18 protein-coding genes are annotated in these 24,287 nt (G+C 70.6%); 8 read left to right on the forward strand and 10 right to left on the reverse strand.

The window, feature by feature from the left end:
• Window positions 1-2: 2 nt before the first annotated feature.
• On the reverse strand, window positions 3-2,204 hold the full coding sequence (locus QZ749_RS13350; RefSeq protein WP_296947631.1) for an ATP-binding protein: 2,202 nt from the start codon (window positions 2,202-2,204) through the stop codon (window positions 3-5).
• 174 nt (window positions 2,205-2,378) lie between these two features.
• Between QZ749_RS13350 and QZ749_RS13355 the strand changes: the two genes are divergently transcribed.
• Together QZ749_RS13355 and QZ749_RS13360 are read left to right on the forward strand one after the other, a co-directional pair.
• Window positions 2,379-2,915, forward strand: coding sequence for a pyridoxamine 5'-phosphate oxidase family protein (locus QZ749_RS13355; RefSeq protein WP_296947632.1), 537 nt, complete (start codon window positions 2,379-2,381; stop codon window positions 2,913-2,915).
• Between the two features lie 107 nt (window positions 2,916-3,022).
• Window positions 3,023-4,408 (forward strand): FAD-binding oxidoreductase, encoded by a 1,386-nt coding sequence (locus QZ749_RS13360; protein WP_296947635.1) that lies wholly within the window; start codon window positions 3,023-3,025, stop codon window positions 4,406-4,408.
• Window positions 4,409-4,529: 121 nt separating this feature from the next.
• On the opposite strand, the gene QZ749_RS13365 is transcribed toward QZ749_RS13360, so the two are convergent.
• The 5 genes from QZ749_RS13365 to QZ749_RS13385 form a co-directional block, all read right to left on the reverse strand.
• Window positions 4,530-5,657: a DNA topoisomerase IB gene (locus QZ749_RS13365; protein WP_296947637.1), complete on the reverse strand. Its 1,128-nt coding sequence runs from the start codon at window positions 5,655-5,657 to the stop codon at window positions 4,530-4,532.
• Window positions 5,658-5,865: 208 nt separating this feature from the next.
• A complete protein-coding gene (locus tag QZ749_RS13370; protein WP_296947640.1) occupies window positions 5,866-7,491 on the reverse strand; it encodes a Na+/H+ antiporter in 1,626 nt (541 codons plus the stop codon).
• A gap of 386 nt (window positions 7,492-7,877) precedes the next feature.
• Window positions 7,878-9,773 carry an ATP-binding protein gene (locus QZ749_RS13375; protein WP_296947642.1) on the reverse strand — a complete coding sequence of 632 codons (1,896 nt, stop codon included), beginning with the start codon at window positions 9,771-9,773 and terminating at the stop codon, window positions 7,878-7,880.
• Window positions 9,773-10,363: a YfiR family protein gene (locus tag QZ749_RS13380; RefSeq protein ID WP_296947646.1), complete on the reverse strand. Its 591-nt coding sequence runs from the start codon at window positions 10,361-10,363 to the stop codon at window positions 9,773-9,775. Before QZ749_RS13380 ends, QZ749_RS13375 begins: the two co-directional genes overlap by 1 nt.
• Entirely contained in the window at window positions 10,353-10,646 is a 294-nt protein-coding gene (locus tag QZ749_RS13385) for a hypothetical protein (RefSeq protein ID WP_296947648.1), read from the reverse strand. The genes QZ749_RS13380 and QZ749_RS13385 overlap by 11 nt, the downstream gene beginning before the upstream one ends.
• Before the next feature lie 371 nt (window positions 10,647-11,017).
• Between QZ749_RS13385 and QZ749_RS13390 the strand changes: the two genes are divergently transcribed.
• From QZ749_RS13390 to QZ749_RS13405, 4 genes are all read left to right on the forward strand, one after another.
• Entirely contained in the window at window positions 11,018-11,845 is an 828-nt protein-coding gene (locus tag QZ749_RS13390; RefSeq protein ID WP_296947650.1) for a response regulator, read from the forward strand.
• Window positions 11,846-12,082: 237 nt separating this feature from the next.
• Entirely contained in the window at window positions 12,083-15,079 is a 2,997-nt protein-coding gene (locus QZ749_RS13395; protein ID WP_296947652.1) for an ATP-binding protein, read from the forward strand.
• 168 nt (window positions 15,080-15,247) lie between these two features.
• Complete coding sequence (locus QZ749_RS13400; protein ID WP_296947653.1) at window positions 15,248-16,264, forward strand: diguanylate cyclase domain-containing protein; 1,017 nt, start codon at window positions 15,248-15,250, stop codon at window positions 16,262-16,264.
• Window positions 16,265-16,424: 160 nt separating this feature from the next.
• Entirely contained in the window at window positions 16,425-17,474 is a 1,050-nt protein-coding gene (locus QZ749_RS13405; protein WP_296947655.1) for an oxidoreductase, read from the forward strand.
• 33 nt (window positions 17,475-17,507) lie between these two features.
• On the opposite strand, the gene QZ749_RS13410 is transcribed toward QZ749_RS13405, so the two are convergent.
• Both QZ749_RS13410 and QZ749_RS13415 read right to left on the reverse strand, forming a co-directional pair.
• Window positions 17,508-18,740 carry a glycosyltransferase family 9 protein gene (locus QZ749_RS13410; protein ID WP_307726664.1) on the reverse strand — a complete coding sequence of 411 codons (1,233 nt, stop codon included), beginning with the start codon at window positions 18,738-18,740 and terminating at the stop codon, window positions 17,508-17,510.
• 263 nt (window positions 18,741-19,003) lie between these two features.
• Complete coding sequence (locus QZ749_RS13415) at window positions 19,004-19,450, reverse strand: hypothetical protein (protein ID WP_296947656.1); 447 nt, start codon at window positions 19,448-19,450, stop codon at window positions 19,004-19,006.
• 278 nt (window positions 19,451-19,728) lie between these two features.
• Between QZ749_RS13415 and QZ749_RS13420 the strand changes: the two genes are divergently transcribed.
• Window positions 19,729-21,372, forward strand: a complete 1,644-nt coding sequence (locus QZ749_RS13420; RefSeq protein ID WP_296947658.1) for a response regulator — start codon at window positions 19,729-19,731, stop codon at window positions 21,370-21,372.
• Window positions 21,373-21,378: 6 nt separating this feature from the next.
• Here QZ749_RS13420 and QZ749_RS13425 read toward each other — a convergent pair whose 3' ends face one another.
• Window positions 21,379-21,879 carry a hemerythrin domain-containing protein gene (locus QZ749_RS13425; RefSeq protein WP_296947659.1) on the reverse strand — a complete coding sequence of 167 codons (501 nt, stop codon included), beginning with the start codon at window positions 21,877-21,879 and terminating at the stop codon, window positions 21,379-21,381.
• Window positions 21,880-22,028: 149 nt separating this feature from the next.
• Here QZ749_RS13425 and QZ749_RS13430 point away from each other — a divergent pair, with 149 nt between their 5' ends.
• The gene (locus tag QZ749_RS13430; RefSeq protein ID WP_296947661.1) at window positions 22,029-22,739 is read left to right on the forward strand and encodes a sensor histidine kinase; all 711 of its coding nucleotides are present in this window, start codon (window positions 22,029-22,031) and stop codon (window positions 22,737-22,739) included.
• Window positions 22,740-22,890: 151 nt separating this feature from the next.
• Here QZ749_RS13430 and QZ749_RS13435 read toward each other — a convergent pair whose 3' ends face one another.
• Window positions 22,891-24,201: an NAD(P)/FAD-dependent oxidoreductase gene (locus QZ749_RS13435; protein ID WP_296947663.1), complete on the reverse strand. Its 1,311-nt coding sequence runs from the start codon at window positions 24,199-24,201 to the stop codon at window positions 22,891-22,893.
• Window positions 24,202-24,287: the final 86 nt, after the last annotated feature.

Here is a 24,287-nt window from a genome sequence, read left to right on the forward strand (position 1 = left end):
GCTTACGCCGCCGCCCCCACCCGCAACGCCCGCCGCAGGTCGTCCAGCGTCGCCGGCTTGGTGAGATGCAGGTCGAACCCCGCCGCGCGGGCGCGCTCCACGTCCGACTGTTGGCCGTAGCCCGTCAGCGCCACCAGGCGCAGGCGCGCGCCTTCCTTGCGGCGCAGGATCGTCGCCAGTCCATAGCCATCCATGTCCGGCAGGCCGATGTCCAGGATCGCCACGTCCGGCACGAACTCGCGCGCGGCCGCCAGCGCGTGGCCGGCCGTGTGCGCCACGCGCACCGCGTGGCCCAGGCGGGCCAGCAGCGCGGCCGTCGTCGCGACGGCGTCCTCGTTGTCGTCGACCAGCAGCACGCGCAGCAGGCTGCCGTCCTGCGCCGCCGGCGCCGGTGCCGGCGCCGCGGCCGCGCTGCCCAGCGGCAGCACGACGTCGAAGCGGCTGCCGTGGCCCAGGCCGTCGCTGTGCGCCGTCACGCGGCCGCCGTGCAACTCGACGATGCGGCGCACGATCGCCAGTCCCAGTCCCAGGCCGCCCGTGTGGCGCGCCAGCGGCTGCGGCGCCTGGTAGAAGGGTTCGAACACGCGTGCCAGCAGCGCCGGCGCCATGCCGGCGCCGTTGTCGTGCACGCTCAGCCAGGCCTGGGCGCCCTCGGCGCGCAGCACGACCCGGGTCGCGCTGCTGCCGAAACGCGCCGCGTTCGACAGCAGGTTGCCCAGCACCTGGGCCAGGCGGTTCTCGTCGCCGTCGATCCACAGCGCGTCCGGGGCGTCCAGCACCACGGGCTGTCCGGACAGGGCGGCCACGGTCTGGCGCGCCAGCTCGGCCAGGTCGAGCGGACGCAGCTCCACCTGCAGCTTGCCGGAGGCGATGCGCGAGACGTCCAGCAGGTCGTCGACCAGGCGCTTCAGGTGGCTCACCTGGCGCCGCATGATGGCGCGCTCGCGCCGGCTGGCGGCGTCGTCGCGCAGGTCCATCAGGTCGAGCGAGGCGACGATGGGGCTGAGCGGATTGCGCAGTTCGTGGCCCAGCACGGCCAGGAATTCGTCCTTGGCGCGGCCGGCGCTCCGGGCCTGGGCCAGCGCGTCCTCCTGGCGCTCCAGCGCCTGGCGCAGCGAGACCAGCAGGCGCGAGCGCTCCTCCTCGTGGGCGTTCCTCTGGCGCGCGGTGGCTTCCAGCGCCTGGCCGATGCGGTGCATCTCGCGGATGCGCGAGGGCGCGATCGCCACGGGGGCGCCGGCGCCGAGCGCCGCCGCGCCGCGCTGCAGGCGATCGATGCCGCGCACGATGCGCGCCGCCAGCCAGGAGGCCAGGGCGATGCACACGGCCAGCGACAGCAGGATGCCGGCCCCGTACAGCGTGAAGCCGTTGCCGAAGCCCGCGCTCAGCGGCGCCGGCGGGGCGCCGATCGCCACCGTCCAGCCGTAGTGCGACAGCCGGGTATAGGCGCCGACGACGTGGTCGCCTTCCATCGTGACGGTGGTGCCGACGTTTTCCGGCCCGCCCCGCTGCATCAGCCGTACCAGCGAGGCGCTGGCCGGGCGCGCGACGGTCTCGGCGTGGCGGCGCGAGCGCGCCACGACGGTACCGCTGCCGTCCAGCACCGCGATCACCGATCCGGCCGGCACGCGCTGGCGCTCGATCACGCGCACGATGCGGTCGGGGCGCACCACGGCCGTCAGCGCGTACAGCCGCCCGGCGCCGTCGGTGACCGGCACCCGCACCGGCACCGCCAGGCGGCCGCCCTGGCCGCGCGCGATCCGTCCGACCGCCGGACGGCGCAGCGCCAGCGCCTGCTGCAGGCTGGCCGCGTCGGCGACGGGCGCCGGCGCGGCGCCGTACGGGGCGGTGGTGCGAAACAGCGGGCGGCCGTCGGCATCCGACAGGATCACGGCCAGCCACTCGGCTTGCGCCTCGGCCTGTTCGTGGGCGATGTCGTAGAACGCGCCGATGTCGCCGGCGGCCAGGGCCGGGTTGCGCGCCATGCTGCTGAGCGTGGCGACGGTGCCGTCCAGTTCCGCGTCGACGGCGCTCGACAGCGCGCGCGCCAGGTCCAGCATCGCCCGTTCCTGGCTGCGCTGGCGGTATTCGCTGGCGGCGTGCAGGTTCCATACCCCCAGCGCGGCCAGCGGCAGCAGGCCGATCGCCGTCAGCAGGATCAACAGGTGGCGCAGCGACAGGGTCGGCCCGCGGTGAGCGCGCATGGTTTTCTCTGAATCAAAACTTACATTATACGGTTGAGCATCGCGGTGCAGGCCGCGGCGTTGCAGGTATCCGCAAGGAATGATGGCGCTGGGTTCAGCCGCGCACAGAAGCCGGGCACCGGTTTGCTTACAGTCGGCGCATCGGCCATCCGGCCCCTTTTCTGGAGACGACCCATGGATTCCATCAACCGCAACCAACCCGAGCAGAACCGCCGCGACCTGTCCGGCCTGGACGCCGTCAAGCGCGTCAAGGACATGGTCGACGACGCCGAGACCTGTTTCTTTTGCACCACAGGCGCCACCGGCGCCGCCAATGGCGTGCGCCCGATGAGCGTGCGCCAGGCCGACGATGCCGGCAACCTGTGGTTCCTGAGCGCCAGCGACAGCCACAAGAACCAGGAACTGGCCGCCAACCCGTCGGTGAAGCTGTACTTCCAGGTCGGCGCCCACGCCGGCTTTCTGGAACTTGAAGGCCGCGCCGAAGTCATGCAGGACCGCACGATGATCAAGGCATTGTGGAACCCGCTGCTCAAGACCTGGTTCACCGAAGGGGAGGACGACCCGCGCATCACCGTGATCCGCTTCGCGCCGCAGGCCGGCTACTACTGGGACAACAAGCACGGCAGCGTGGTGGCCGGCGCCAAGGTCGCCGTCGGCGCGCTGATCGGCAAGACGCTGGACGATTCGATCGAGGGGCGCCTGGCGTTCTGACGGGCGTGCTTGAACTGCGCGCGCCGCCTCCTATGCTGCAATGACGGCAGCCGGTGGCGCTGCGCCGCATCGCCACCCGTGCGCCGCGAGCCCATGGGGAGTGCTTCATGACCACGATGAACAGCGACGTCGTCGCCGGCCTGCGGGCCTCGCTGCGCGGGCCGGTGCTGCAGCCGGGCGACGCCGACTACGATGACGCGCGGAGGGTATGGAATGCGATGATCGACCGCCGCCCGGCCCTGATCGCGCGCTGCGCCGGCACCGCCGACGTGCTGGCCGCGCTGGTGTTCGCCAGGCGCCACGGCCTGCCGCTGGCGGTGCGCGGCGGCGGCCACAACATCGCCGGCAGCGCCGTCTGCGACGACGGCCTGGTGATCGACCTGTCCGGCATGCGCGGGGTGCGGGTCGATCCGGACGCGCGCCTGGCCTGGGTCGACGGCGGCGCGCTGCTGGCCGACGTCGACCACGAGACGCAGGCGTTCGGCCTGGCCGTCCCGCTCGGCATCAATTCCACCACCGGCGTCGCCGGCCTGGCGCTGGGCGGCGGCTTCGGCTGGCTGAGCCGGATGCACGGGCTCACCGTCGACAACCTCGTCGGGGCCGAGGTCGTCACGGCCGACGGCCGGCGCCGCCGCGCCGGGCCGGACGAGGAAGCGGACCTGTTCTGGGCGCTGCGCGGCGGCGGCGGCAATTTCGGCGTCGTCACCGGCTTCGAGTTCGCGCTGCACCCGGTCGGTCCGGACGTGACCGCCGGCCTGCTGGTGTTCCCGCAGGCCGAAGGCAACGCCGTGCTGCGCCGCTACCGCGACCTGGTCGACACGCTGCCCGACGAGGTGGCGATCTGGGCCGTGCTGCGCAAGGCGCCGCCACTGCCGTTCCTGGCGCCGGAAGTGCACGGCACCGACGTCGTCGCGCTGGCCGTGTTCTCCCCGCTGGCGCCGGCGGCCGTCGAACCCGTCGTCGCCAGGGCGTGCGGCGTCGGACGGCTGCTGGGCGAGCACGTCGGCGCGATGCCCTACGTGGCCTGGCAAAAGATTTTCGATCCGTTACTGGCGCCGGGGGCGCGCAACTACTGGAAGTCGCACAATTTCACGCGCTTGTCGGACGCGGCGATCGACGTGGTGCTGCGCTACGCCGCCGCCGCGCCGACGGCGCAGTGCGAGATCTTCCTGGGGCTGATCGGCGGCCGCGCCAACGCGCCGGCCCCGGACGCCACCGCCTATCCGCATCGCGACATCCTGTTCGCGATGAACGTGCACGGACGCTGGACCGAGGCGGCCGACGACGCGCGCTGCATGGCCTGGGCGCGCGAGTTCTTCGCGGCCGCGGCGCCCCATGCGGCGGGCAGCGTCTACGTCAACTTCCTGACGCAGGACGAGCAGGCGCGCACCGGCGCGGCCTACGGCGCGAACCATGCGCGGCTGGCGCAGGTGAAGCGGCGCTACGATCCGGACAACCTGTTCCGCTTCAACCACAACATCGCGCCGGCGTGAATCGCCGCGGCCAGCCGCGCTCAGCCATGTCCAGCCGCGCCGACCGCGTCGGCAGGGCCGGCGGCGTCTCCGGCTCGAAGCGGGCCGCGCGGCGCGATCGCGTCGTCCCGCGGCGCGGTCGTCAGGCGGCGCGCCGCTTCGTCTTCCGGGCGACGGCCGCGGATTCCTGCGCCAGCCTGTGCTGCAGCATGCCCAGCACCGCCGCCTCCTCGGGCTGCAGGTCGTGCAGCTCCTGCGCCAGGCTCTGCTCGGCGCGGGCGCGCAGGCCCTCGAGCATGGTGCCGTCCAGGTAGGCGTCCAGCACGGCCGGGTGCACGTAGCACTTGCGGCAGACCGACGGCGTATTGCCGAGCTTCTCGGCCACCGATTCGATCGCGCGCACGACGTTCTTCTTGGCCTGGGCCTCGGAATCGAACTGCTCGAACTCGCGCAGCGCCAGCGCGGCCAGCACGGTGCCGGACCAGGTGCGGAAGTCCTTGGCCGTGTATTCCTCGCCGGTGACCGTGCGCAGCCAGTCGTTGACGTCGGCCGAGCCGACCGAGTGGCGCTCGCCGTCCTCGTCCAGGTACTGGAACAGTTCCTGGCCCGGCAGGTCGCGCGTGCTGCGCACGATCCGCGCGAGGCGCCGGTCGTGCACCTTGACGTCGTGGTAGACGCCGCTCTTGCCGCGGAAGCGGAATTCGACGTCGCTGCCGTCGATCTTCACATGGCGGTTGCGCAGCGTGGTCAGGCCATAGGACTTGTTCTCGCGCGCGTATTCGTCATTGCCGATGCGCATCATGGTCGCTTCCAGCAGGTAGACAATGGTCGCCACCACTTTTTCGCGCGGCAGGCCGGGCAGGGCCAGCGCGCGCTCGACCTCCTTGCGGATCTGCGGCAGGGCCTGGCCGAAATTGATCATGCGTTCGTACTTGACCTCGTCGCGCACCGTGCGCCATTTCGGGTGGTAGCGGTACTGCTTGCGGCCGCGCGCGTCGCGCCCGGTTGCCTGCAGGTGGCCGTTGGCCTGGGGGCAGATCCAGACGTCGGTCCAGGCCGGCGGGATCGCGAGCGACTTGATGCGCCCGAGCGTGGCATCGTCCTCGACGAGGGCGCCGTGCGCGTCGCGGTAGCGGAATCCATCCTTGACGGCCTCGCGGCGGATGCCGGGGCGGTCGTCGTGGACGTAGCGCAGGCCGGCGGCCTTGGCGGCGGCGGGGGCATCGCTGGAAGGGGCCGGGTCGGCCGGCGCGCGGGCTTGGCTGGTCATGGGGGCATCCGTTTCTCGTGCTTGGGCGAGCGGGGCTGGCTCGTGCCGAGTCTACCCGGATGGCATTGGGGCACTGTACGGGAACTAACGTTGGAGCGGCGACATTGATCGTGGAAATGGTGGGGGGCGGGCACGGGGTGCCCACCCTACGTCCAATCGACGGAGTCGTAGGGTGGGCTCTCCGAGCCCACCATTGCGTGCCGACACGTCAACGGTAGCGCGCCTCCACCAGGTCGATCTCGCGAACCAGGTGCCGCGCCGTCTCGTCCGAGATCTCGTTGCGCCGGGCCAGGCGCAGGATGGTGTCGCGTTCGGCGCGCAGGCCCGCCAGGCGGTAGTCGCGCTCGGCCCGCTCGGCCGCGTGCGCGTCCTGCAGCGAGCCGTCCGGCCTGGGTTCGCGCAGGCGGTGGCGGTACAGGCCGGTCACGTGGGCGGCGGCTTCCGCGTGCAGCGTGCCCTCGGCGCCCGCCGTGCGGCGCTGGGCCTCCTGTTCGACGGCGGCCAGCGCGGCCAGCGTGGCCGCATGGCGCGCGCGGTCTTCCTCGTCCATCGCGTGCGGGGCGTCCGGCAGGACCAGGCCGCGCAGCAGGCGCGGCAGCATGACGCTGGCCAGCACCAGGGAAACCAGGATCACGGCGCCGGCCAGGAAGATCGCCAGGTGGCGCGTCGGGAACGGCGCGCCGTCCGGCAGGGTCAGCGGCAGGGTCAGCACGCCGGCCATCGTCAGCGCCCCGCGCACGCCGGCGAACGAGGTGGCCATGACCAGGCGCATGCGCGGCCGGTAGACCTGGTGGCCCAGGCGGCGCCGGTTCAGCAGCGTCAGGCGCAGCGAGACCCAGACCCAGACGAAGCGCAGCAGCACCAGGCCCAGGCTGAACGCCAGCGCCACGCCGGCCAGCCACCAGCCGCCGTACGGCGTGCCGCCGGCCGGGTGCAGGGCGCCGCGCGCGACGTCCGGCAACTGCTCGCCCAGCAGCACGAACATCACGCCGTTCAGCGTGAATTGCAGCGTGTCCCACACCACGTTGCGGCGGATGCGCGTGGTCGGCGTGGCCGAGCCGCCCAGTTCCACGTAGCTCATCGTGATGCCGGCGGCGACCGCGGCCAGGATGCCCGACGCCTGCAGGTGTTCGGCGGCCAGGTAGGCGCCGAATGGCGTCAGCAGGTTGATCAGGATCGGCATGCCGTCGTCCTCGCCGAAGCGGCGCAGCAGCAGGGCGTGCGCGCGCGCGATGGCCCAGGTGACGGCGACGCCGGCGGCGACGCCGCCCAGCGCCACCCACAGGAACGTGGTGCCGGCCTGCGCCAGCGAGAAGTGCCCGGTCATCGCCGCGGCCACGGCGAAGCGGAAGCACACCAGGCCGCTGGCGTCGTTGAGCAGCGATTCGCCTTCGATGATGTGCATCAGGCGCGGCGGCACCGGGATGCGGCTGGTGATCGAGGACACCGCCACCGGATCGGTGGGCGCGACGATCGCCGCCAGCGCGAACGCCACCGCCAGCGGCATCTCCGGGATCAGCCAGTGCAGCAGGAAGCCGGCGCCCAGCACCGTGAACACGACCAGGCCCAGGGCCAGCTCGAGGATCGTGCCCTTGTCGTGGAACAGGCCCACCTTGGGGATGCGCCAGCCGTCCAGGAACAGCAGCGGCGGCAGGAACAGCAGGAAGAAGATGTCGGGATCGAGCGCGACGCCGTGCCGGAACACGCCTTCGATGATCGCGCCGAACGCGATCTGGATCAGCGGCAGCGGCACCGCGATGGGCAGCATGCGCCCGATCCACCCGCTGGCCACCACGGCGAGCAGCATCGCCAGGACGACTTCGATCGACTCCATTCATTCTCCTGTCATTCGATATGCCCGAATGATAAATGAAGGCGCTGTTCGCGTTAATTGTGCGAACCATCCGCTGCGCTGGCAGTCTCACCCATTGTCGAGGTAACTGATGGGGAGGCAGCAATGCAGGCTCTGGCGTTTGACGACGTGCTTGCCGCGCTCGAAGCGTTACCGCTGTGTACGCAGGATCTCGTGCGCCTGCGCAGCTGGCTGGCCTCCATCGCGGATCCCGGCGAATGCATCGCCCTCATCGAACAGGCCGCCGGCCGGCCACCCCATCGTCGAGCTGGCGCAGGAGCAGACGGCGACGCCGTCCCCAAGGCCGCCGACCACGCGTCTGCCGGACGCGAAGCGCCAACGCCTACGCGGGCCCACGCCTACCCGGTTCAGGTCCGCAGCTTCTTGATCAGGCTGCGGTTGTTCAGGATTTCCTCGATCTGCTCGAAGCGCACCGGCTTGACCATGTGGTGGTCGAACCCCGCCTCGAACGCCAGCTGGCGGTCCTTTTCCTGGCCCCAGCCGGTCACCGCGATCATCACCGTCATCGTGCAGCACGACAGCTCGCGGATATGGCGCGCCAGGTCGTAGCCGGACATCTGCGGCAGGCCGATGTCGAGGAAGGCGTAGTCCGGGCAGAAGCGCTTGGCCGCGGCCAGCGCGTCCGGACCGTTATGCGTGATCACCACGCTGTGGCCCATCGCGGTCAGCAGCGCGCCGATGCTGTTGACGAAGTCCACGTTGTCGTCGGCCAGCAGGATGCGGTAGGTCTCGGCCGTGATGAACGACGCCGGGGTCGGCTTGGCCGGCAGTTCCGGGTCGACGACGATCGGCAGGCGCACGACGAACTGGCTGCCGTGACCCAGCCCCGCGCTGTGCGCCTCGATGGCGCCGCCATGCAGCTCGACCAGCTTGCGCGCCAGCGACAGGCCGACGCCCAGGCCGGCGTTCGACCGTTCCAGCGTCGAATCGACCTGGACGAACATCTCGAACACCGTGTCGAGCATGTCCGGCGCGATGCCGATGCCGGTATCGGCCACCACCATCACCAGCGTGCGCTCCTCGACGGTCGCCTTCAGGCTCACGCGCCCGCCGCGGTTGGTGTACTTGGCGGCGTTGTTGAGCAGGTTGGACAGGATCTGCGCCAGGCGCGTGGCGTCGCCGTGCAGGAACACCGGGCGGTCCGGCAGGTCGATGACCAGCTCGTGGCCGTGCAGTTCGACGTAGGGGCGCACCACCTCGAGCGCGTCGTTGACGACGGCCTTGAGCTCGACGCGCCCGGTCTTGATCGTGAACTTGCCGGTATTGATGCGCGAGACGTCGAGCAGGTCGTCCACCAGGCGCACCATTTGGCGCAGCTGGCGTTCCATGATGTCGGTGGCGCGCTGGGTGGCCTGGGCGTCGCCGCTGCGCAGGCGCAGGATGTCCAGGCCGGTGCGGATCGGCGCCAGCGGATTGCGCAGCTCGTGCGCCAGCGTCGCCAGGAATTCGTCCTTGCGGCGGTCGGCGACGATCAACGCATCCTCGGCCTGCTGGCGCACCTGCATCTCGTGCTCGAGCGTGGCGTTGGCCTCCTGCAGCGCCTGCGAACGGCGTCCGATCTCGGCCAGCATGTCGTTGAAGGCTTCCACCAGCACGCCGATCTCGCCGCTGTCGTTGCCCGGCACGCGCAGGGTGAAGTCGCGCCGCTGCATCACCTGGCGCGCGACGTTGGTCACCGCCTCCAGCGGCCGCGTGATGGCGGCCTGCAGGCGCGACGCCACCAGGCCCGCGATCAGCAGCGCGCCCAGCATCACCCCGCCCAGGATCGCGCCGTAGCTGGCAAGGCGCTCGAACAGGCCGTAGCGCGAGCGCAGGTAGACCGTGCCCAGGTATTCGCCGTTCTCGACCACGTCGCGGAACACCACCACTTCGCCGCCCTCGGTCCGTTCGCCGGCCCGTTCGGGGCGCGCGGGCAGCGCCTGCCCGGCCGTCGCGGTGTAACTGGCGAAGCGCGCGCCGGTATTCGTATAGACGGCCGCGGCCTGCACCTGCGGGCGGGCCCGCAGGAGTTCGAGATCGCGGCGCGCGCTGTCGGCGTCGCCGAAGGCCAGCGCCGGCGCCGTCACGCGCGCCATGATGTCGGCCTGGCCGGCCAGGTCGTCGCTCCAGTACTGCTGGAACGCGCGCAGGTCCACCGCCAGCATGGCGCTGGCCGCCGCCAGCAACGCCACGAAGGTCGTGGCCAGCGCCATCAGCATCAGTTTGCCGCGGACACTCCCGCCGCCGCCGCTGCGCACGCCCATCACTGCCCTCCCCTGTGCACCCGGTTCGCCACCGTCAGCAGGCGCGAACTGAGCTTGATGCCGTTGCGTTCCGCGGCTTCCGGCGCGACGTCGAAGCGCACGCGCTCGCCTACCACGCGGAAATTGATCGCACTGCCCTGGCGCAGGCCGTCCTCGCAGTCCGTGACCACCAGCATGGCGCCGCTGGCCTGGCGCACGATGCGCCCCGCCTGTTCGGGATCGCGCGCGCCGACGAACAGCAGGTGCACGGGCACCGTGCCGTCGTCCTCGCGCAACTGGCGCACCACGATCCCGCGGTTGCCGATGATGCGCCCCGCCGTCACGCGCGCCAGTTCCGCCGCCAGGTCGTCCGCGCCGACCACGCCGATCGTCAGCGGCGCGCGGTCGTCGGCGAAGGCCTGCGGCGGGAAATCGGCATAGCCGAGGAATTTGTACAGGAAGGCGGCCTTGACCTTGCGCTCGAGCAGCGGCTGGGTCGACAGGCTCCCGGCCCCGGCCGGCAGGCACAGTCCGGCCATGCACGCCAGCACGCCGCCGGCGAAACGCCGGCGCAACGCACGGTTGACGGAAAAATTCGGTTCAGGATGCATCGGCCGGGGTGAAGTGGGAGGCTGGTCGGGACGGCAGCGGCGGTGCGCCGCGCGGCGCGCCGGCCGTCGGAATGGATCGGTCGCGGTGGCGGCCATGGCCGCCGAGTTCATGATAGCCGCGCGCCGCCGGCAACGCCAACGCCCGCCTATCGTGCGCGAACGCCGGGCGCGGAAGATGGCGCGCGCGGTGCGCACGGTCGCGAATGGTGAACGACAACAAAACGTCATGGAACATTTTGCTATCGTAGAACATTTTCTTTTTTGCACCAAGCGTGCGCGACATTCCAATGTTATCGCCTACATATTGATAAGAACGATAACAGACATCACAAAACTAAATTGGATTTCGTTTTTGCGATGCAGCATGATGCACCTGTCTCCTCTATTCTCCTCCAAGGATAGATTCAGCCCGCTCCCGTAGCGGGCTTTTTTTTGCCCGCGCCGCGCGTGGCCCATCCGCGATGGCGCGCCATGTTGCGTCGCAAAATCCCCGCCTCCCTCTGTTGCAGCCTCGCAACTCCGATTCCGCCACCTCACTGCCGCGTTCCCGTCCGTCGTCGCGTCCGTGGTCGTGCCAGTCGTGCCGCCTTCCCTGCCGGTTTTGGTGTACGATTGCCCCTCTTTTCGTTTCGATAACACCATTTACAGATTGATATGCACGATTCCGGCAAGCCCGCTCCTTCTTCCAGCGCCTACGACTGGTCCGCTTCCCGGCTCGGCACTCCCGGCCAGTGGTCGCCGACCCTGCGGCTCGCCGCCGACCTGATGTTCAACAATCCCGGTCCGCAACTGCTGGTGTGGGGCCGGGACATGACGGTCCTGTTCAACGAGGCGTATGCGGCGCTGGCCGGTCCCGTGTACGGCCGCGTGCCAGGCGGGGGCGTGCCCGCCGTGATGCCGCCGCCGCTGGCCGCCGCGCCGGACGCGCTGCAACGCGCCTGGAGCGGCGACGCCGTGCTCGCGCCGGGCTGCACGCCGGGCTTCGGCGGCGACGCCCAGGCCTACGACCTGCATTTCACGCCGCTGCGCGACGCCGACGGCGCCGTGGCCGGCGTGCTGTGCGCGCTGGCGCCGGCCGCCGCCATGGCGAGCGGCCTGCCGGAGGCCGGCGCCGGCCCGATGCGCATCCTGGTGGTCGAGGACAACCTCGATTCCCAGTACCTGGTCTGCGAGATGCTGCGCGCCTTCGGCCACGAGGCGGACGGCGTGGGCCATCCGAACGATGCGCTGGCACGCCTGGCGGCGCAGCGCTACGACGTGCTGTTCACCGACGTCAGCCTGCCCGGCATGTCCGGCGTCGACCTGGCGCGCAAGGCGGTCGCCGACGCGCCGACCATCCAGGTCATCTTCGCGTCGGGCTATGGCGACACGCTGCTGCGCCACGTCGAATTCCCCTACCTGTCGCTGCAGAAGCCCTATGAGCTCGACCAGCTGCAGGATGCGTTGGACAAGGTGGCGCGCCAGGTGCCAGGCCGGGCCTGATCCCGTGGTCAACGGTGTGCAGCAAACGGCCCGGGCTGGGCTAGAATCGACCTACGCCTCGCCATGCGGCGCGGGTGGGAAGGCGCTTGCGTTCCCGCCCGCGCCGCGGCGAGCGCGCGCAGAGCCCAGACCCATGAACCAGAACCCGCCTTACGGCAGACTCCTCCATCCGGCCGCCGGCCGGGCGTTCCCGTGGCGCGCGCCGCGCTTCCCATCCGTCCACGCGCCGGGGGTCCGGTGAGCCTCGACCACGCATCCTTGCCGAACGCCGCCGCCGAGCGCGAACTGCAGGCGGCGCGCGATGCGCTGCGCCAGGCCCAGGCGCGCATGGAAAACATGCTCGACAGCCTGAGCGACGGCGTCTGCGCCATCGACCACGACTGGCGCGTCACCTACGTCAACGCGCGTGCGCTCGACATGCTCACGCCGCTGCACAAGACGCGCTCGGACGTGCTCGGCCGCGACCTCTGGGACGCGCTGCCGGAACTGCGCGGCGGGCAGCTCGAAGCCGCCTACCGGCGCGCCATGGGCAGCGCCACGACCGTCGTCCAGGAATTCTTCTATCGGGCGCTCAAGCGCTGGTTCGAGGTGCGCGCGCATCCGTCCCCGGACGGCCTGACGCTGTACTTCCAGGACATCGACCAGCGCAAGGCCGACCAGCTGGCGCTGAGCCAGGGCAGCCGGCGCCTGCAGGTCGCGCTCGACGCCGGCGGCCTGGGCGACTGGCGCTGGGAGGCGTCGTCCGACCGGGTGCTGCTGGGCGAACGCGCCGCCGCCATGTTCGGCCTGCCGGCCGAGACGCCGCTGGCCTGGAGCGAGCTGCGCGCCCGGCTCGAACCGGTCGACCGCGAAGGCGTGCGCCGCGCCGTGCTGCAGGCCTTCGCCAGCCGCGCCGACCTCGAACTGGAATGCCGCGTGCCCGCCGCCGGCGGCGAGTACCGCTGGGTCACGCTGGTCGGGCGCACCGACTACGCCGACCCCGGCCGGCGCGAAGGCGTGCTGGGGATGACCGGCGTGGTTCAGGACATCACCGCGCGCCGCAGCGCCGCCGACACCCTGCGCCAGAGCGAAGAAGTGCTGCGCGCGCTGGCCAACACGATCCCGCAGCTGGCGTGGATGGCCCAGCCCGACGGCGCCATCGTCTGGTTCAACGAACGCTGGTTCGAGTACACGGGCACCACGCCCGACCAGGTGGTCGGCCGGGGCTGGCAATCGACCTGCGAACCGAGCGTGCTGCCACTGGTGCGCGACCGCTGGGAAGCCAGCATGCGCAGCGGCAAGCCGTTCGAGATGGAATACCCGATCCGCGGCGCCGACGGCAAGTACCGCTGGTTCCTGACCCGCGTCAACCCGGTGCGCGACCGCGACGGCCACGTGCTGCGCTGGTTCGGCACCAATACCGACGTCGACGAAGTCAAGCGCGCCGAGCAGGCGCTGCGCGACGAGTCGCACGTGCTCGAACTGCTCAACAGCACCGGCAGCACCCTGGCGTCCACGCGCGACCTGCCGTCGCTGCTGCAGGCCGCCACCGACGCCGCCACCGGCATCGCCGGCGCGCGCCACGGCGCCTTCTTCTATCCGGGCCGGGCCGGCGCGGACGGCAAGATGTTCTCGCTGTACACGGTATCCGGCGCCAGCCCGGCCGGCACCGAGGCGTTCGGCGAGGACGGCGCCACCGGCCTGTTCGGCCCCGCCCAGGCGCTGCTGCGCTCGGACGACGTCACCCACGACCCGCGCTTCAGCGCCGCCGGCCCGTTCGGCCTGCCCGCCGGTCACCCGGCGGTGCGCAGCTACCTGGCGGTGCCGGTGGTCGCGCATTCCGGCGAGCTGCTGGGCACGATGTTCTTCGGCCACCCGCAGCCGAACGCGTTCAGCGAACGCACCGAGCGCATCGTGCGCGGCATCGCGGCCCAGGCCGCGGTGGCGATCGACAACGTGCGGCTGTACGAGGAAGCCCAGCGCGCCGCCGAGGAACGCAAGGTCCTGCTGGAAAACGAGCGCCTGGCGCGCGCCGAGGCCGAGCGCACCAGCCAGATGAAGGACGAGTTCCTGGCCACGCTGTCGCACGAGCTGCGCACCCCGCTGTCCGCCATCCTCGGCTGGGCCCAGGTGCTGCGGCGCGGCAGCCGCGACCAGAACGACCTGCAAAAAGGGTTGCAGACGATCGAGCGCAACGCGCGCTCCCAGGCCCAGCTCATCGAGGACCTGCTCGACATGAGCCGCATCACCTCGGGCAAGGTCCTGCTCGACATGCAGACGATCGCCCCGGCCGGCTTCGTCGACGCCGCCATCGAGACCGTGCGCCCGGCCGCCGACGCCAAGAACATCCGCATCGAGAAGCGCTACGCCGCCGATGCCGGCATGGTGGCCGGCGACCCGGCGCGCCTGCAGCAGGTGGTGTGGAACCTGCTGTCGAACGCGATCAAGTTCACGCCGCGCGACGGCCGCGTCGAGATCGAACTGGGCCGCACCGAGGGCAACGTGGTCATCACCGTGCGCGACGACGGCGCCGGGATCCGCCCCGAATTCATCACCCACGTGTTCGAACGCTTCCGCCAGGCCGATGCGTCGATGACGCGCCGCCACGGCGGCCTGGGCCTGGGCCTGGCCATCGTCAAGCAGTTGATCGAGCAGCATGGCGGCACCGTGCGCGCCGAGAGCGCCGGCGAAGGCTGCGGCGCCAGCTTCACCATCGAACTGCCGCTGGCCAAGCAGGCGGCGCCCGCCGCGCGCTCGGCGCGCGCCGCGATGATCCGCCCGGCCCCGCCGACGCCGGAAATGACGGTGCTCGACCTGTCCGGCGCCAGCGTGCTGGTGGTCGACGACGACCGTGACGCGCGCGAGCTGATCAAGCGCATCCTGGGCGACTGCAACGCCCAGGTGCGCATCGCCGCCAGCGCGCGCGAGGCGCTCGAGATGTTCCGCGCGGCGCCGCCCCAGCTCCTGATCAGCGACCTGGGCATGCCGGAAGTGGACGGCTTCGAATTGCTCGACCGGGTGCGCCAGCTGCCGCGCGACGCCGGCGGCCAGGTGCCGGCGATCGCGCTGACCGCGTTCGCCCGGTCCGAGGACCGGCTGCGCGCGCTGGAAGCGGGCTTTTCCGCGCACATCTCGAAGCCGGTCGAACCCAGCGAACTGATCGCCGCGGTGGCCGCCGTCGTGGGTCCGGCGGCGCCGCTGTTCCAGCGCGACGCGGCGGGCACGGGCGGTCGCGGCGGTGTACGGCAGGGCTGAAAACTGCTCCTACCCACACACGCGGCGCTGTCCTACAAGAAATTCCGAGTGATTTGTTAGACTTTGGTATGGTGTAATAGCGACGATGTGTAATTACAAAACTGACTAGAAGAAACATTTTCAGTTAGGTAATTGAACATCATCGGCCCTGATTTGACGAGATTACGCATGCCCAGCCGACAAGACATCCTGAACGCAAAGATCCTGGTCGTAGACGACTCGCCCGACAATATCGAACTGATGGAAGAGATATTGCGCGAGGAGGGCTACAGCGACGTCAGCTCCACGATGCTGCCGGAACAAGTGTGTCCGCTGCACCGGGAGCACAACTACGACCTGATCCTGCTCGACCTGCAGATGCCGGGCCTGAACGGCTTCCAGGTCATGAAGGGACTGAAGGAAATCGAGCAAGGCGGTTACCTGCCCGTGCTGGCGCTGACGGCGCAGCCGAGCTTCAAGATCGCCGCGCTCGAAGCGGGCGCCCGCGACTTCATCAGCAAGCCCTTCGACCTGCTCGAGGTGCACAAGCGCATCCACAACATGCTGGAAGTGCGCCTGCTGTACAAGGAACTGGCCCAGTACAGCCGCGCCCAGCAGGAACTGGCACTGCACGACGCCCTCACCGGCCTGCCGAACCGCCGCCTGCTCGAGGACCGCATCGAGAACGCGCTGCAGCACGCCAACCGCAACCACCACAAGGCCGCGGTCATGTACCTCGACCTGGACGGCTTCAAGGCGATCAACGACACCTACGGCCACGCCTACGGCGACGAGATCCTCAAGATGGTGTCGCAGCGCCTGCTGTCGAACTCGCGCAAGGAAGACACGGTGGCGCGCCTGGGCGGCGACGAATTCATCGTGCTGCTGGCCGACGTGCACAGCCTCGGCGACGCCCAGGGGCCGGCGGCCAAGCTGGTCGAGGCATTGTCCGAGCCCTTCTTCGTCAACGACCTGACCCTGCAGCTGTCGACCAGCATCGGCATCAGCCTGTATCCGGACGATGCCGAGAACGTCGTCGACCTGATCAGCATCGCCGACTACGCGCTGTACGAAGCCAAGCGCGCCGGCAAGAACCGCTTCTGCGCCAACGGCAGCGCCGCGCGCCAGGCCGCGCTGGCCGTCAAGCCGCCGATGCCGGCCCCCGCCGCGCCCCAGGCCAAGCCGGAACTGGCGCAGCACCGCTGATCCCGCCGACCTGGCCCGTATCGCCGATACCGCGCCGGCTGCACCCCGGGACGGCGCCGATGCGCACGTATTCGCGTGCGATCACGACAAAACCGGATCATCCACGACAAACCGCGCAAAAACCTGCAACAATAGCGGCTGTCACATCACGGAAACTCCGATGGAAACCACCACGATCCGCGTCGGCCTGGCCGGCTTCGGCTATGCCGGCCAGACCTTCCACGCTCCCCTGCTCCGCACCACGCCCGGCCTGCGGATCGCCGCCGTGTCCAGCCGCGACCCGGCGCGCGTGCACGCCGCGCTGGGCGGGGACGTGACAGTGCTGGACGATGCCCGCGCGCTCGCCGCGCACGACGGCGTCGACCTGCTCGTCATCGCCAGCCCCAACGCCACCCACGCCGACCTGGCCCGCACCGCGCTGGCGGCCCGCAAGCACGTCGTCGTCGACAAGCCGTTCGCGCTGGACGCCGCCGCCGCGCGGGACCTGGCGCGCCTGGTCCGCCCCGGACAGGTGCTGAGCGTGTTCCACAACCGGCGCTGGGACAGCAGCACGCTGGCCGCGCAGGCGATGCTGGCGTCCGGCCGGCTGGGCGCGGTGCGCCGCGCCGCCCTGCACTTCGACCGCTTCCGCCCGCAGCCGCGCGCGCGCTGGCGCGAGGACGGCAGCGCCGGTGGCGGGATCTGGCTGGACCTCGGTCCGCACCTGATCGACGAGGCGCTGCTGTACTTCGGCATGCCGCTGGCGATCCAGGCCGATATCGAGACGCTGCGTCCGGGCGCGCGCGCCGACGACGGCTTCAGCGCGCGCCTGCGCTACGCCGACGGGCTGCGCGTGGACCTCGGCGCCAGCATGCTGGCGGCCGCGCCGCGTCCGCGCGTGGTCCTGCACGGCCTGCGCGGCAGCTACGTCAAGCAGGGGCTGGATCCGCAGGAGGATGCGCTGAAGGCCGGGCGCCTGCCGCAGGAGGGCGCGCGCTGGGGCGTCGACGCCGACGACGGCGTGGCCACGATCGAGCAGGACGGCGCGCTGCGCGCCACCGCCGTTCCGTGCCCCGACGGCGCCTACCCGGAATACTACCGCCGCGTGCGCGATGCGATCCTCGGCAAGGGACCGAATCCGGTCCCGCCGGAGCAGGCGCTGGCCGTCATGCGCCTGCTCGACGCGGGCCGCCTGAGCGCGCAGGAACGGCGCGAGGTCGCGCTGGATTGACGGGCGCCGGCCGGTGCGCGCCGGCCGGCCAGGTCAGCGCCCCGGCGGCAGCGCCGCCAGCACGTCGGCCACGCCGATGCGCTCGACCCAGTCGTTGCGCCCGGGGACCGTGATGACGGTGCTGCGGGCGCGGTCGATCGGCGCCCATTCCGGCGTCTTCCGGCGCATCAGGGCGATCACCGGCACGTGCACGGCGTTCGCCAGGTGCATCACCGCCGTTTCGACCGATATCGCCAGGTCGCACCGGGCGAGGATGGCCGGCAGCTGGAAGAAGTTGTCCTGGGCGCTGAAGAGTTGCGTCGGGCCGAGCGCGCGGCCGGCGAACAGCGCGCGCGCCCGCGCCATGGCTTCCGGCACGACGTTGACGATGACGCCGGCGTCGCGCCATCCGTCGCGCTCGCGCATGGCGTGGATCAGTTCGATGGTGCGTTCCAGCGGCCAGCTGCGCTCGACCGATTTCGCGAACGCGTTCAGGAACACCAGCCTGGCCACCGCCCCGTCCGCGCGGTCCGCGCCCCCCATCCCCCAGGCGGCGCACTGGTCGCGCGCCCAGCGCGTCCAGGTGGCGGGAATGGCGAGCACCGGGTAGCGCGCCGCCGGCGCGATCTGCAGGCCGAACAACTGCGCGAACCAGCCGGCATAGATGTCGCTGATGTGCTGCACGGGCTGCTGCGCGCGCGGGCGGGCCGCAATCCAGGCATCGAGGTGGCGGTAGCACAGGCGCTTGTACAGGTCGTAGGGGCGCACCCGCTTCTTCTGGCCGACCACGAAGCCGTCCGGGCTCAGCTTGCGCGCCAGTCGCGCATAGCGGTGCCGTTCCAGTTCCGCCAGCGACACCACGACGGGGTAGGATTCGGCGCGCGCCTGCGCGATCGAGCGCGCCAGCAGCGCCGGGCTGTAGGTCTCCCGGTACACCCTGTCGAAATACGGGCAGGCCGCCAGCCAGTCGTACAGCGCGTACTTGCGCAGGTGCTCCCACGCCGCGGCGCGGCGGGTGCGGCGGCGTTCGTCGACCCACAGGTGGATCTTCAGGTGCGGCCAGGCCCGCGCGAAGGCCTCGAAGCAGGCTTTCAGGTAGGTGAAGTCGCCGAGCGCCAGGTGGGCGACGAACAGGATCTTGCCGGCGCGCTCCAGCAGGCGCGGATCGACGAGCGGCGCCGCCACATCGCCCACACCTGCGCCATGGTCCGCGGCGCGGCCGCCGTCGCCCGGCGCGATGCCGGGATGGCGCGCAATGACATCGTCCTGCCAGGGGCCGAATCGCACGGTCTGCTCGCTCGTCGAATGCCTGTGGTCCCGTTAGGATTGCGCAAGACGGCCGAAGTTCCCGCATGGCGTGGCCGCGCGGCGCCGGGAAAGCCGATGCAGGCTAACGTATTGCGCTGTCGCAGGAGGACAGCGCGGTTGGCGGCAAGAGCGTCGCCCCGGCGCAGGCCGGGACATGGACCGCAAGGGTGGGGGTGATACATCAGGAGAAACCCGCCGCGCCCGGAACTGCCGGCGGCGGGCGTGAGGCGATCGCAGGGAAATCAGGCGGTGCCGGCCTTCCTTTCTCCGCCCGGACCGAGGGCGCGCTCGCCCATGGCCTGCTCGTTGCTGGCTTCGATGGACGATGCCGCCTGGTGGTCGCCGCTGGCGTCCACCTTGTCCGGCGCCACTTCGATGCGGGTGATGCTGGATTCGATGGCCACCGGATCGCTGGCCGGGAACGTCATCTCGACGGCGTCGTCGATCAGGCTTTCCTTGGCCGCCGCGTCGCGCGGCTCCGATTCGGCGGTCGCCATGGTGCGGATCGCCCGCGCCCAGCGCACGAGTTCGAGGTCGGCCAGGTCGCTGATGCTGGTGATGCCGAACGCCTGCTGCAGCGCGTCGGCCTGCTGCTGGGTGACCCCGCGCAGCGCCGTGACCGGCTCCTTGGCCAGTTCGCGGAAGCATTTGTCGTGGTATTGGTCGTTTACGATGATTTGAATATTCATGTCTGTCCTTTCAAGTTGGCGCCTGTCTTCCATTGACACGGTTGAACCAGACACGTTGCCACTATCGCATGCGGGATTGCGGAATGTATGTGCGGCACCGTACCATGCCGTTCCACGCCGCCCGGGCACGTCCCCCGCACGATTGATTCTTTTGTATTGATCAGGCCGTGGTATCATGACTAATTGCAACAATACTTAACAAATAATTTGCAAAGCCGTGTCTTCCGCTATGCTGGGAAGATTGCGAATGCGTGAACTGACACCCTTGGTCGAACGCCGTGTCCGATTTTCATAAGCCAAAGATCCTCGTCGTCAACGACGATGCCGCCAGCCTGCTGGCCCTGACCAGCCTGCTGGAACAATGGGCCGACGACAGCAACTACGAGGTCTTGTCGGCGCGCTCGGGCCAGGACGCGCTGCGCGAGGTCCTGCGCCACGACTTCGCCGTGATCCTGCTCGACGTCAACATGCCCGGCATGGACGGCTTCGAGACCGCCGAGGCGATCCACCAGCGGCCGCGCTCGGCCGACATCCCGATCATCTTCGTGACGGCCTTCCTGGCCGACGAGATCGACCGCCTGAAGGCCTACCAGCGCGGCGCCGCCGACTTCATGTTCACGCCCGTGATCCCGCAGGTGCTGCGCGCCAAGGTGCAGGTGTTCGTGACGCTGGCCACCAAGAACGAGCAGCTCAAGCGCCAGGCCGAAAAGCTGTCGCAGCGCACCACCGAGCTGACCGCCACCAACAAGCGCCTGGTGCGCGAGATGGAAGAACGCCGCGCCGCCGAGCGCAAGAGCAGCGCCAAGGACGAGTTCCTGGCCATGCTGGGCCACGAGTTGCGCAATCCGCTGTCGGCGATCAGCAGCGCCGCCGCGCTGCTCGGCATGGCGGGCGCCAACGCCGAGTCGCTGGCGCGCGCGCGCCTGATCATCCAGCGCCAGAGCCAGCACCTGTCGCGCATCGTCGACGACCTGCTCGACCTGTCGCGCGCGATGTCGGGCAAGATCCTGCTGTCGCGCAAGCGCCTGGACATGGCCGCGCTCGTTTCGAGTTGCCTCGACACCTTCCGCGCCACCGGGCGCACGTCCGGCTACGGCATCGAGACGCAGTTGCAGGCCGGCTGGGTCGACGGCGACGCCACCCGGCTGGAACAGATCGCCAGCAACCTGATCGACAATGCCCTGAAGTACACGCCGGCCGGCGGCCGCATCGAGATCGGCATCGTGCACGACGGCGACGACGTCGTGCTGCGCGTGCGCGACTCGGGCGTGGGCATCGCGCCCGACCTGCTGCCGCACGTGTTCGACGTGTTCGTGCAGGGCACCATCTCGATCGACCGCTCGCAGGGGGGCCTGGGAATCGGCCTGTCGCTGGTGCGCCGCCTGGTGGAGCTGCATGGCGGCAGCGTCAGCGCCAGCAGCCCCGGCACCAGCGGCGGCAGCACGTTCGAGATCCGCCTGCCGCGCGCCGAGGCGCAGGACGGCACGCACGCGCCGGCGCACCACGATGCGGCGCCGGACGGCAAGCCGACCGTGCTGCTGATCGAGGACAACGACGACGGCCGCGAGATGATGGCGACCATGCTCGGCTCCTTCGGCTATCCGGTGCTGCAGGCCGCCGACGGCATCGAGGGAGTGCGGGTGGCGCTGGCCGAGCGGCCGACGGTGGCCCTGGTCGACATCGGCCTGCCCGGCATCGACGGCTACGAAGTGGCGCGGCGCCTGCGCCGCGACGAGGCGACCCGGCACATCCGGCTGATCGCCCTCACCGGCTACGGCCTGGCCGAGGACCAGCGACGCGTGCTGGAAGCCGGCTTCGACCTGCACCTGGTCAAGCCGGTGGACCTGGACGGCCTGCTGGCGCAGCTCGATGCCGCCGCAACGCCGGCCGCGGCGCAGGGCCTGCCCGCGCCGGCGGCCTGAGCGGCCTTACAGCGTGGCCAGCAGTTCCTGCTTGCGCATGGCCATTTCCTGGCCCAGCGCCACCAGGTCGAGGCCGCTCTTGCGGGCCTTCGGGAACATCTCTTCCTCTTCTTCCTCGACGTGGTGGTCGATCTGCTCGCCCAGCACCTTGACCTTGGCATCGTACAGGTCGTCTTCCGGCTTCATTTCCTGCAGCTGGCGGATCAGGTCCTTGGCCGAGGCGTGCTCGACGACGGCTTCGTCGACCATGTCCTCGGCATCCTTGATCGCCTCGCGCACGGCCGGGTAGAAGATTTCCTCCTCGATCGTCGTGTGGGCGATCAGGGCCTTGCAGATCTTGTCCTTGAGTTTTTCCTTGGCCACCTTGGCGCGGTCGCCGAGCTGGTCGAACTGCTCGAACATGTCGGACACCTCGCGGTGGTCCTCGATCAGCATGGAGACGGCGTCCTGGACGCCGGGCATGGCGGCGGCGCGGGTACGGCCGGCGTTGGTTTGCTTGCTTGGCATGGTAGTTCCCTTTCAGTGTGGGGCTGATGGAGTCCCCAGCATCCACCAAAACGCCGGCGCTGACGGTTCGGCAACACACAGTCGATTCCTGCGCGCCGCCTCCCGGCCAGCTGTTGTATCATCCAAGGAAACATAATTTGGTTGCTTTCATGAAAGTTCCGGCATCCCAACAATCCGCCCCCGAGCAGGACGACCCGGCGGCCCGCGCCGCCGAGCTGACCGAACTGCTGGCTCACCTGACCACGTGCTGGGACGAGGAGCGGCGCCTGCTGGCGCGGCGCCTGCACGACAGCCTGGGCTCGTCGATGACGGCGTTGACGATGCACCTGGGGCTGCTGACCCAGCACCTGCACGAGCAGCCGCAGCGCGACCGCGCGGGCCAGATGAAGCAGTTGCTGAACACCATCATCGAAACCAACCGCAAGATGCAGCTGGCGCTGTGGAACGACAAGCTCGAATTCCTCGGCCCGAAGGCGGCGATCGCGGAACTGGTGAGCGACTGGGGCCGCGAACACGGCATCAAGGCGCGCATCAGCCTGCCCGACGAGGATCCCGCCTATTCGCGCGCCCAGGGCGTGGCCCTGCTGCGCTGCGCCGAGGAAGGCTTGCGCAACGTGCTGGCGCACGCGCAGGCGACGGCGGTCGACGTGATCCTCGACGACGACGGCGAACAGGCCATGCTGACGGTGCGCGACGACGGCGCGGGCGCGGCCCCGGACGCGCCGCTGCCCGCCGGCCGCCACGGCCTGCGCCTGCTGCGCGAACGGGCGCGCATGCTGGGCGGCACGCTCACGCTGGGCCCGGCGCCGGACGGCAAGGGCGCGGCGTTGACGCTGGTCTTCCCGAAACAGCAGGGTTGACGTCACCCGCACCGCGGCCGACCGTCGGGTCGGCAGCGCCACCCTCCATGGCAATGCCCGCGCGTGCCGCGTGCCGCGTGCCGCGTGCATGCCCGCGGCCGGCCCCGAAGACGGCCGGCACGACCGGGCGTCACCGCAGCGGCACGCCACGTCAGTGCAGCTTGACGAGCGGCGTCGTGCGCCGGATCAGGAACCGCCCCAGCGCCATCAACCCGGTGCGCATCGTGCCCAGCACCGCCTTGTGGTGCAGCAGGTGCAGGCTCAGGTAGAACATGCGCGCCATCATCCCCTCGACGAACCAGCTGGCGCCGCGCAGCGACCCCATCAGGCTGCCGACCGTCGTCTGGTGGCCGATCGACACCAGCGAGCCGTAGTCGCGGTAGACGTAGGGCTGCTTCGGCGGCGGTTGGCCCGCCGCCATGTTCATGAACATCTTCAACAGGTAGTCGGCCTGCTGGTGCGCGGCCTGGGCGCGCGGCGGGACCGGCTTGCCCGCGCCGTCGGTGCAGGCGGCGCAGTCGCCCAGCGCGTACACGTCGGCGACGCCGGGCACGCGCAGGTGCGCGTCGACCTCGACCTGGCCGCCCTTGGCCGTGGGCAGGCCCAGCGTGGCGAGGAATTCCGGGGCGCGGATGCCGGCCGCCCACACGCACAGGTCGGCCGGATAGACGTTGCCCTTGTTGTCGCTGACGTGGTCGCGCGCGATGCCGTCGACGCGGCAGTCGGCCACCACGCGGATCGCGCGCTGTTCGAGCAGGCGCGCCGCGGCGGCGGAAACGCGTTCGGGCAGCGGCGCCAGGATGCGCGGCGCGCCCTCCAGCAGCGTGATGCGCACGTCGCGCTGCACCTGCAGGCGGTTGAAACCGTAGGCGGCGTAGGCGCCGGAGGCTTCGCGCAATTCCGCCGCCAGCTCGACGCCGGTGGCGCCGCCGCCGATGATGACGATGTCCAGGCCGCCCGGCCCGCCACCCTGGCCGTCTTCCTTGTTGCGTTCGGCCTGGGCGAGCAGGCGCAGCAGGCGCAGGCGGAAGCGCTCGGCGTCCTCGGTGGCGTTCAGGGAAATGGTGTGCTCGCGCGCGCCCGGCACGCCGAAGTAGTTCGACGTGCTGCCCACCGCGATCACCAGCGCGCGGTAGCCGATGCGCCGCTCGGGCAGGACTTCCTCGCCGTCGGCGGCGGCCGTCACGGCGCCGACCGTCAGCGTCCTGGCGGCGGCGTCGAGCCCCGTCATGGCGCCGTAGACGAAGGTGAAACCGCGATCGTGGGCCAGCATCTGGTACGACAGGCCTTCCTGGTGGATGTCCAGCGTGCCGGCCGCCACCTCGTGCAGCGACGGCTTCCACACGTGATACTGGCGGCTGTCCACCAGCATGACCTTGCCGGGCCCGAGCCTGCGTCCCAGCTTGCAGGCCAGTTCCAGGCCGCCCGCCCCGCCCCCCACGATCACGATCTCGCTCTGCAACGCTTCCTCCCGCACCTGGCGTGTCCCGGGCGCGGGTGCGCCCGCCGGACCGACCGGGGCAGTGTACTACGGGGCGCGCGAAACGG

The organism is uncultured Massilia sp. (genome assembly GCF_913773735.1).
GTDB lineage: Bacteria > Pseudomonadota > Gammaproteobacteria > Burkholderiales > Burkholderiaceae_D > Telluria.

Bases quoted from the DNA above. Each gene is read 5' to 3' on its own strand.
- QZ749_RS13350 (WP_296947631.1), bottom strand. From the start codon at position 2,204: ATGCGCGCTCACCGCGGGCCGACCCTGTCGCTGCGCCACCTGTTGATC.
- QZ749_RS13355 (WP_296947632.1), top strand. From the start codon at position 2,379: ATGGATTCCATCAACCGCAACCAACCCGAGCAGAACCGCCGCGACCTG.
- QZ749_RS13360 (WP_296947635.1), top strand. From the start codon at position 3,023: ATGACCACGATGAACAGCGACGTCGTCGCCGGCCTGCGGGCCTCGCTG.
- QZ749_RS13365 (WP_296947637.1), bottom strand. From the start codon at position 5,657: ATGACCAGCCAAGCCCGCGCGCCGGCCGACCCGGCCCCTTCCAGCGAT.
- QZ749_RS13370 (WP_296947640.1), bottom strand. From the start codon at position 7,491: ATGGAGTCGATCGAAGTCGTCCTGGCGATGCTGCTCGCCGTGGTGGCC.
- QZ749_RS13375 (WP_296947642.1), bottom strand. From the start codon at position 9,773: ATGGGCGTGCGCAGCGGCGGCGGCGGGAGTGTCCGCGGCAAACTGATG.
- QZ749_RS13380 (WP_296947646.1), bottom strand. From the start codon at position 10,363: ATGCATCCTGAACCGAATTTTTCCGTCAACCGTGCGTTGCGCCGGCGT.
- QZ749_RS13385 (WP_296947648.1), bottom strand. From the start codon at position 10,646: ATGTCGCGCACGCTTGGTGCAAAAAAGAAAATGTTCTACGATAGCAAA.
- QZ749_RS13390 (WP_296947650.1), top strand. From the start codon at position 11,018: ATGCACGATTCCGGCAAGCCCGCTCCTTCTTCCAGCGCCTACGACTGG.
- QZ749_RS13400 (WP_296947653.1), top strand. From the start codon at position 15,248: ATGCCCAGCCGACAAGACATCCTGAACGCAAAGATCCTGGTCGTAGAC.
- QZ749_RS13405 (WP_296947655.1), top strand. From the start codon at position 16,425: ATGGAAACCACCACGATCCGCGTCGGCCTGGCCGGCTTCGGCTATGCC.
- QZ749_RS13415 (WP_296947656.1), bottom strand. From the start codon at position 19,450: ATGAATATTCAAATCATCGTAAACGACCAATACCACGACAAATGCTTC.
- QZ749_RS13425 (WP_296947659.1), bottom strand. From the start codon at position 21,879: ATGCCAAGCAAGCAAACCAACGCCGGCCGTACCCGCGCCGCCGCCATG.
- QZ749_RS13430 (WP_296947661.1), top strand. From the start codon at position 22,029: ATGAAAGTTCCGGCATCCCAACAATCCGCCCCCGAGCAGGACGACCCG.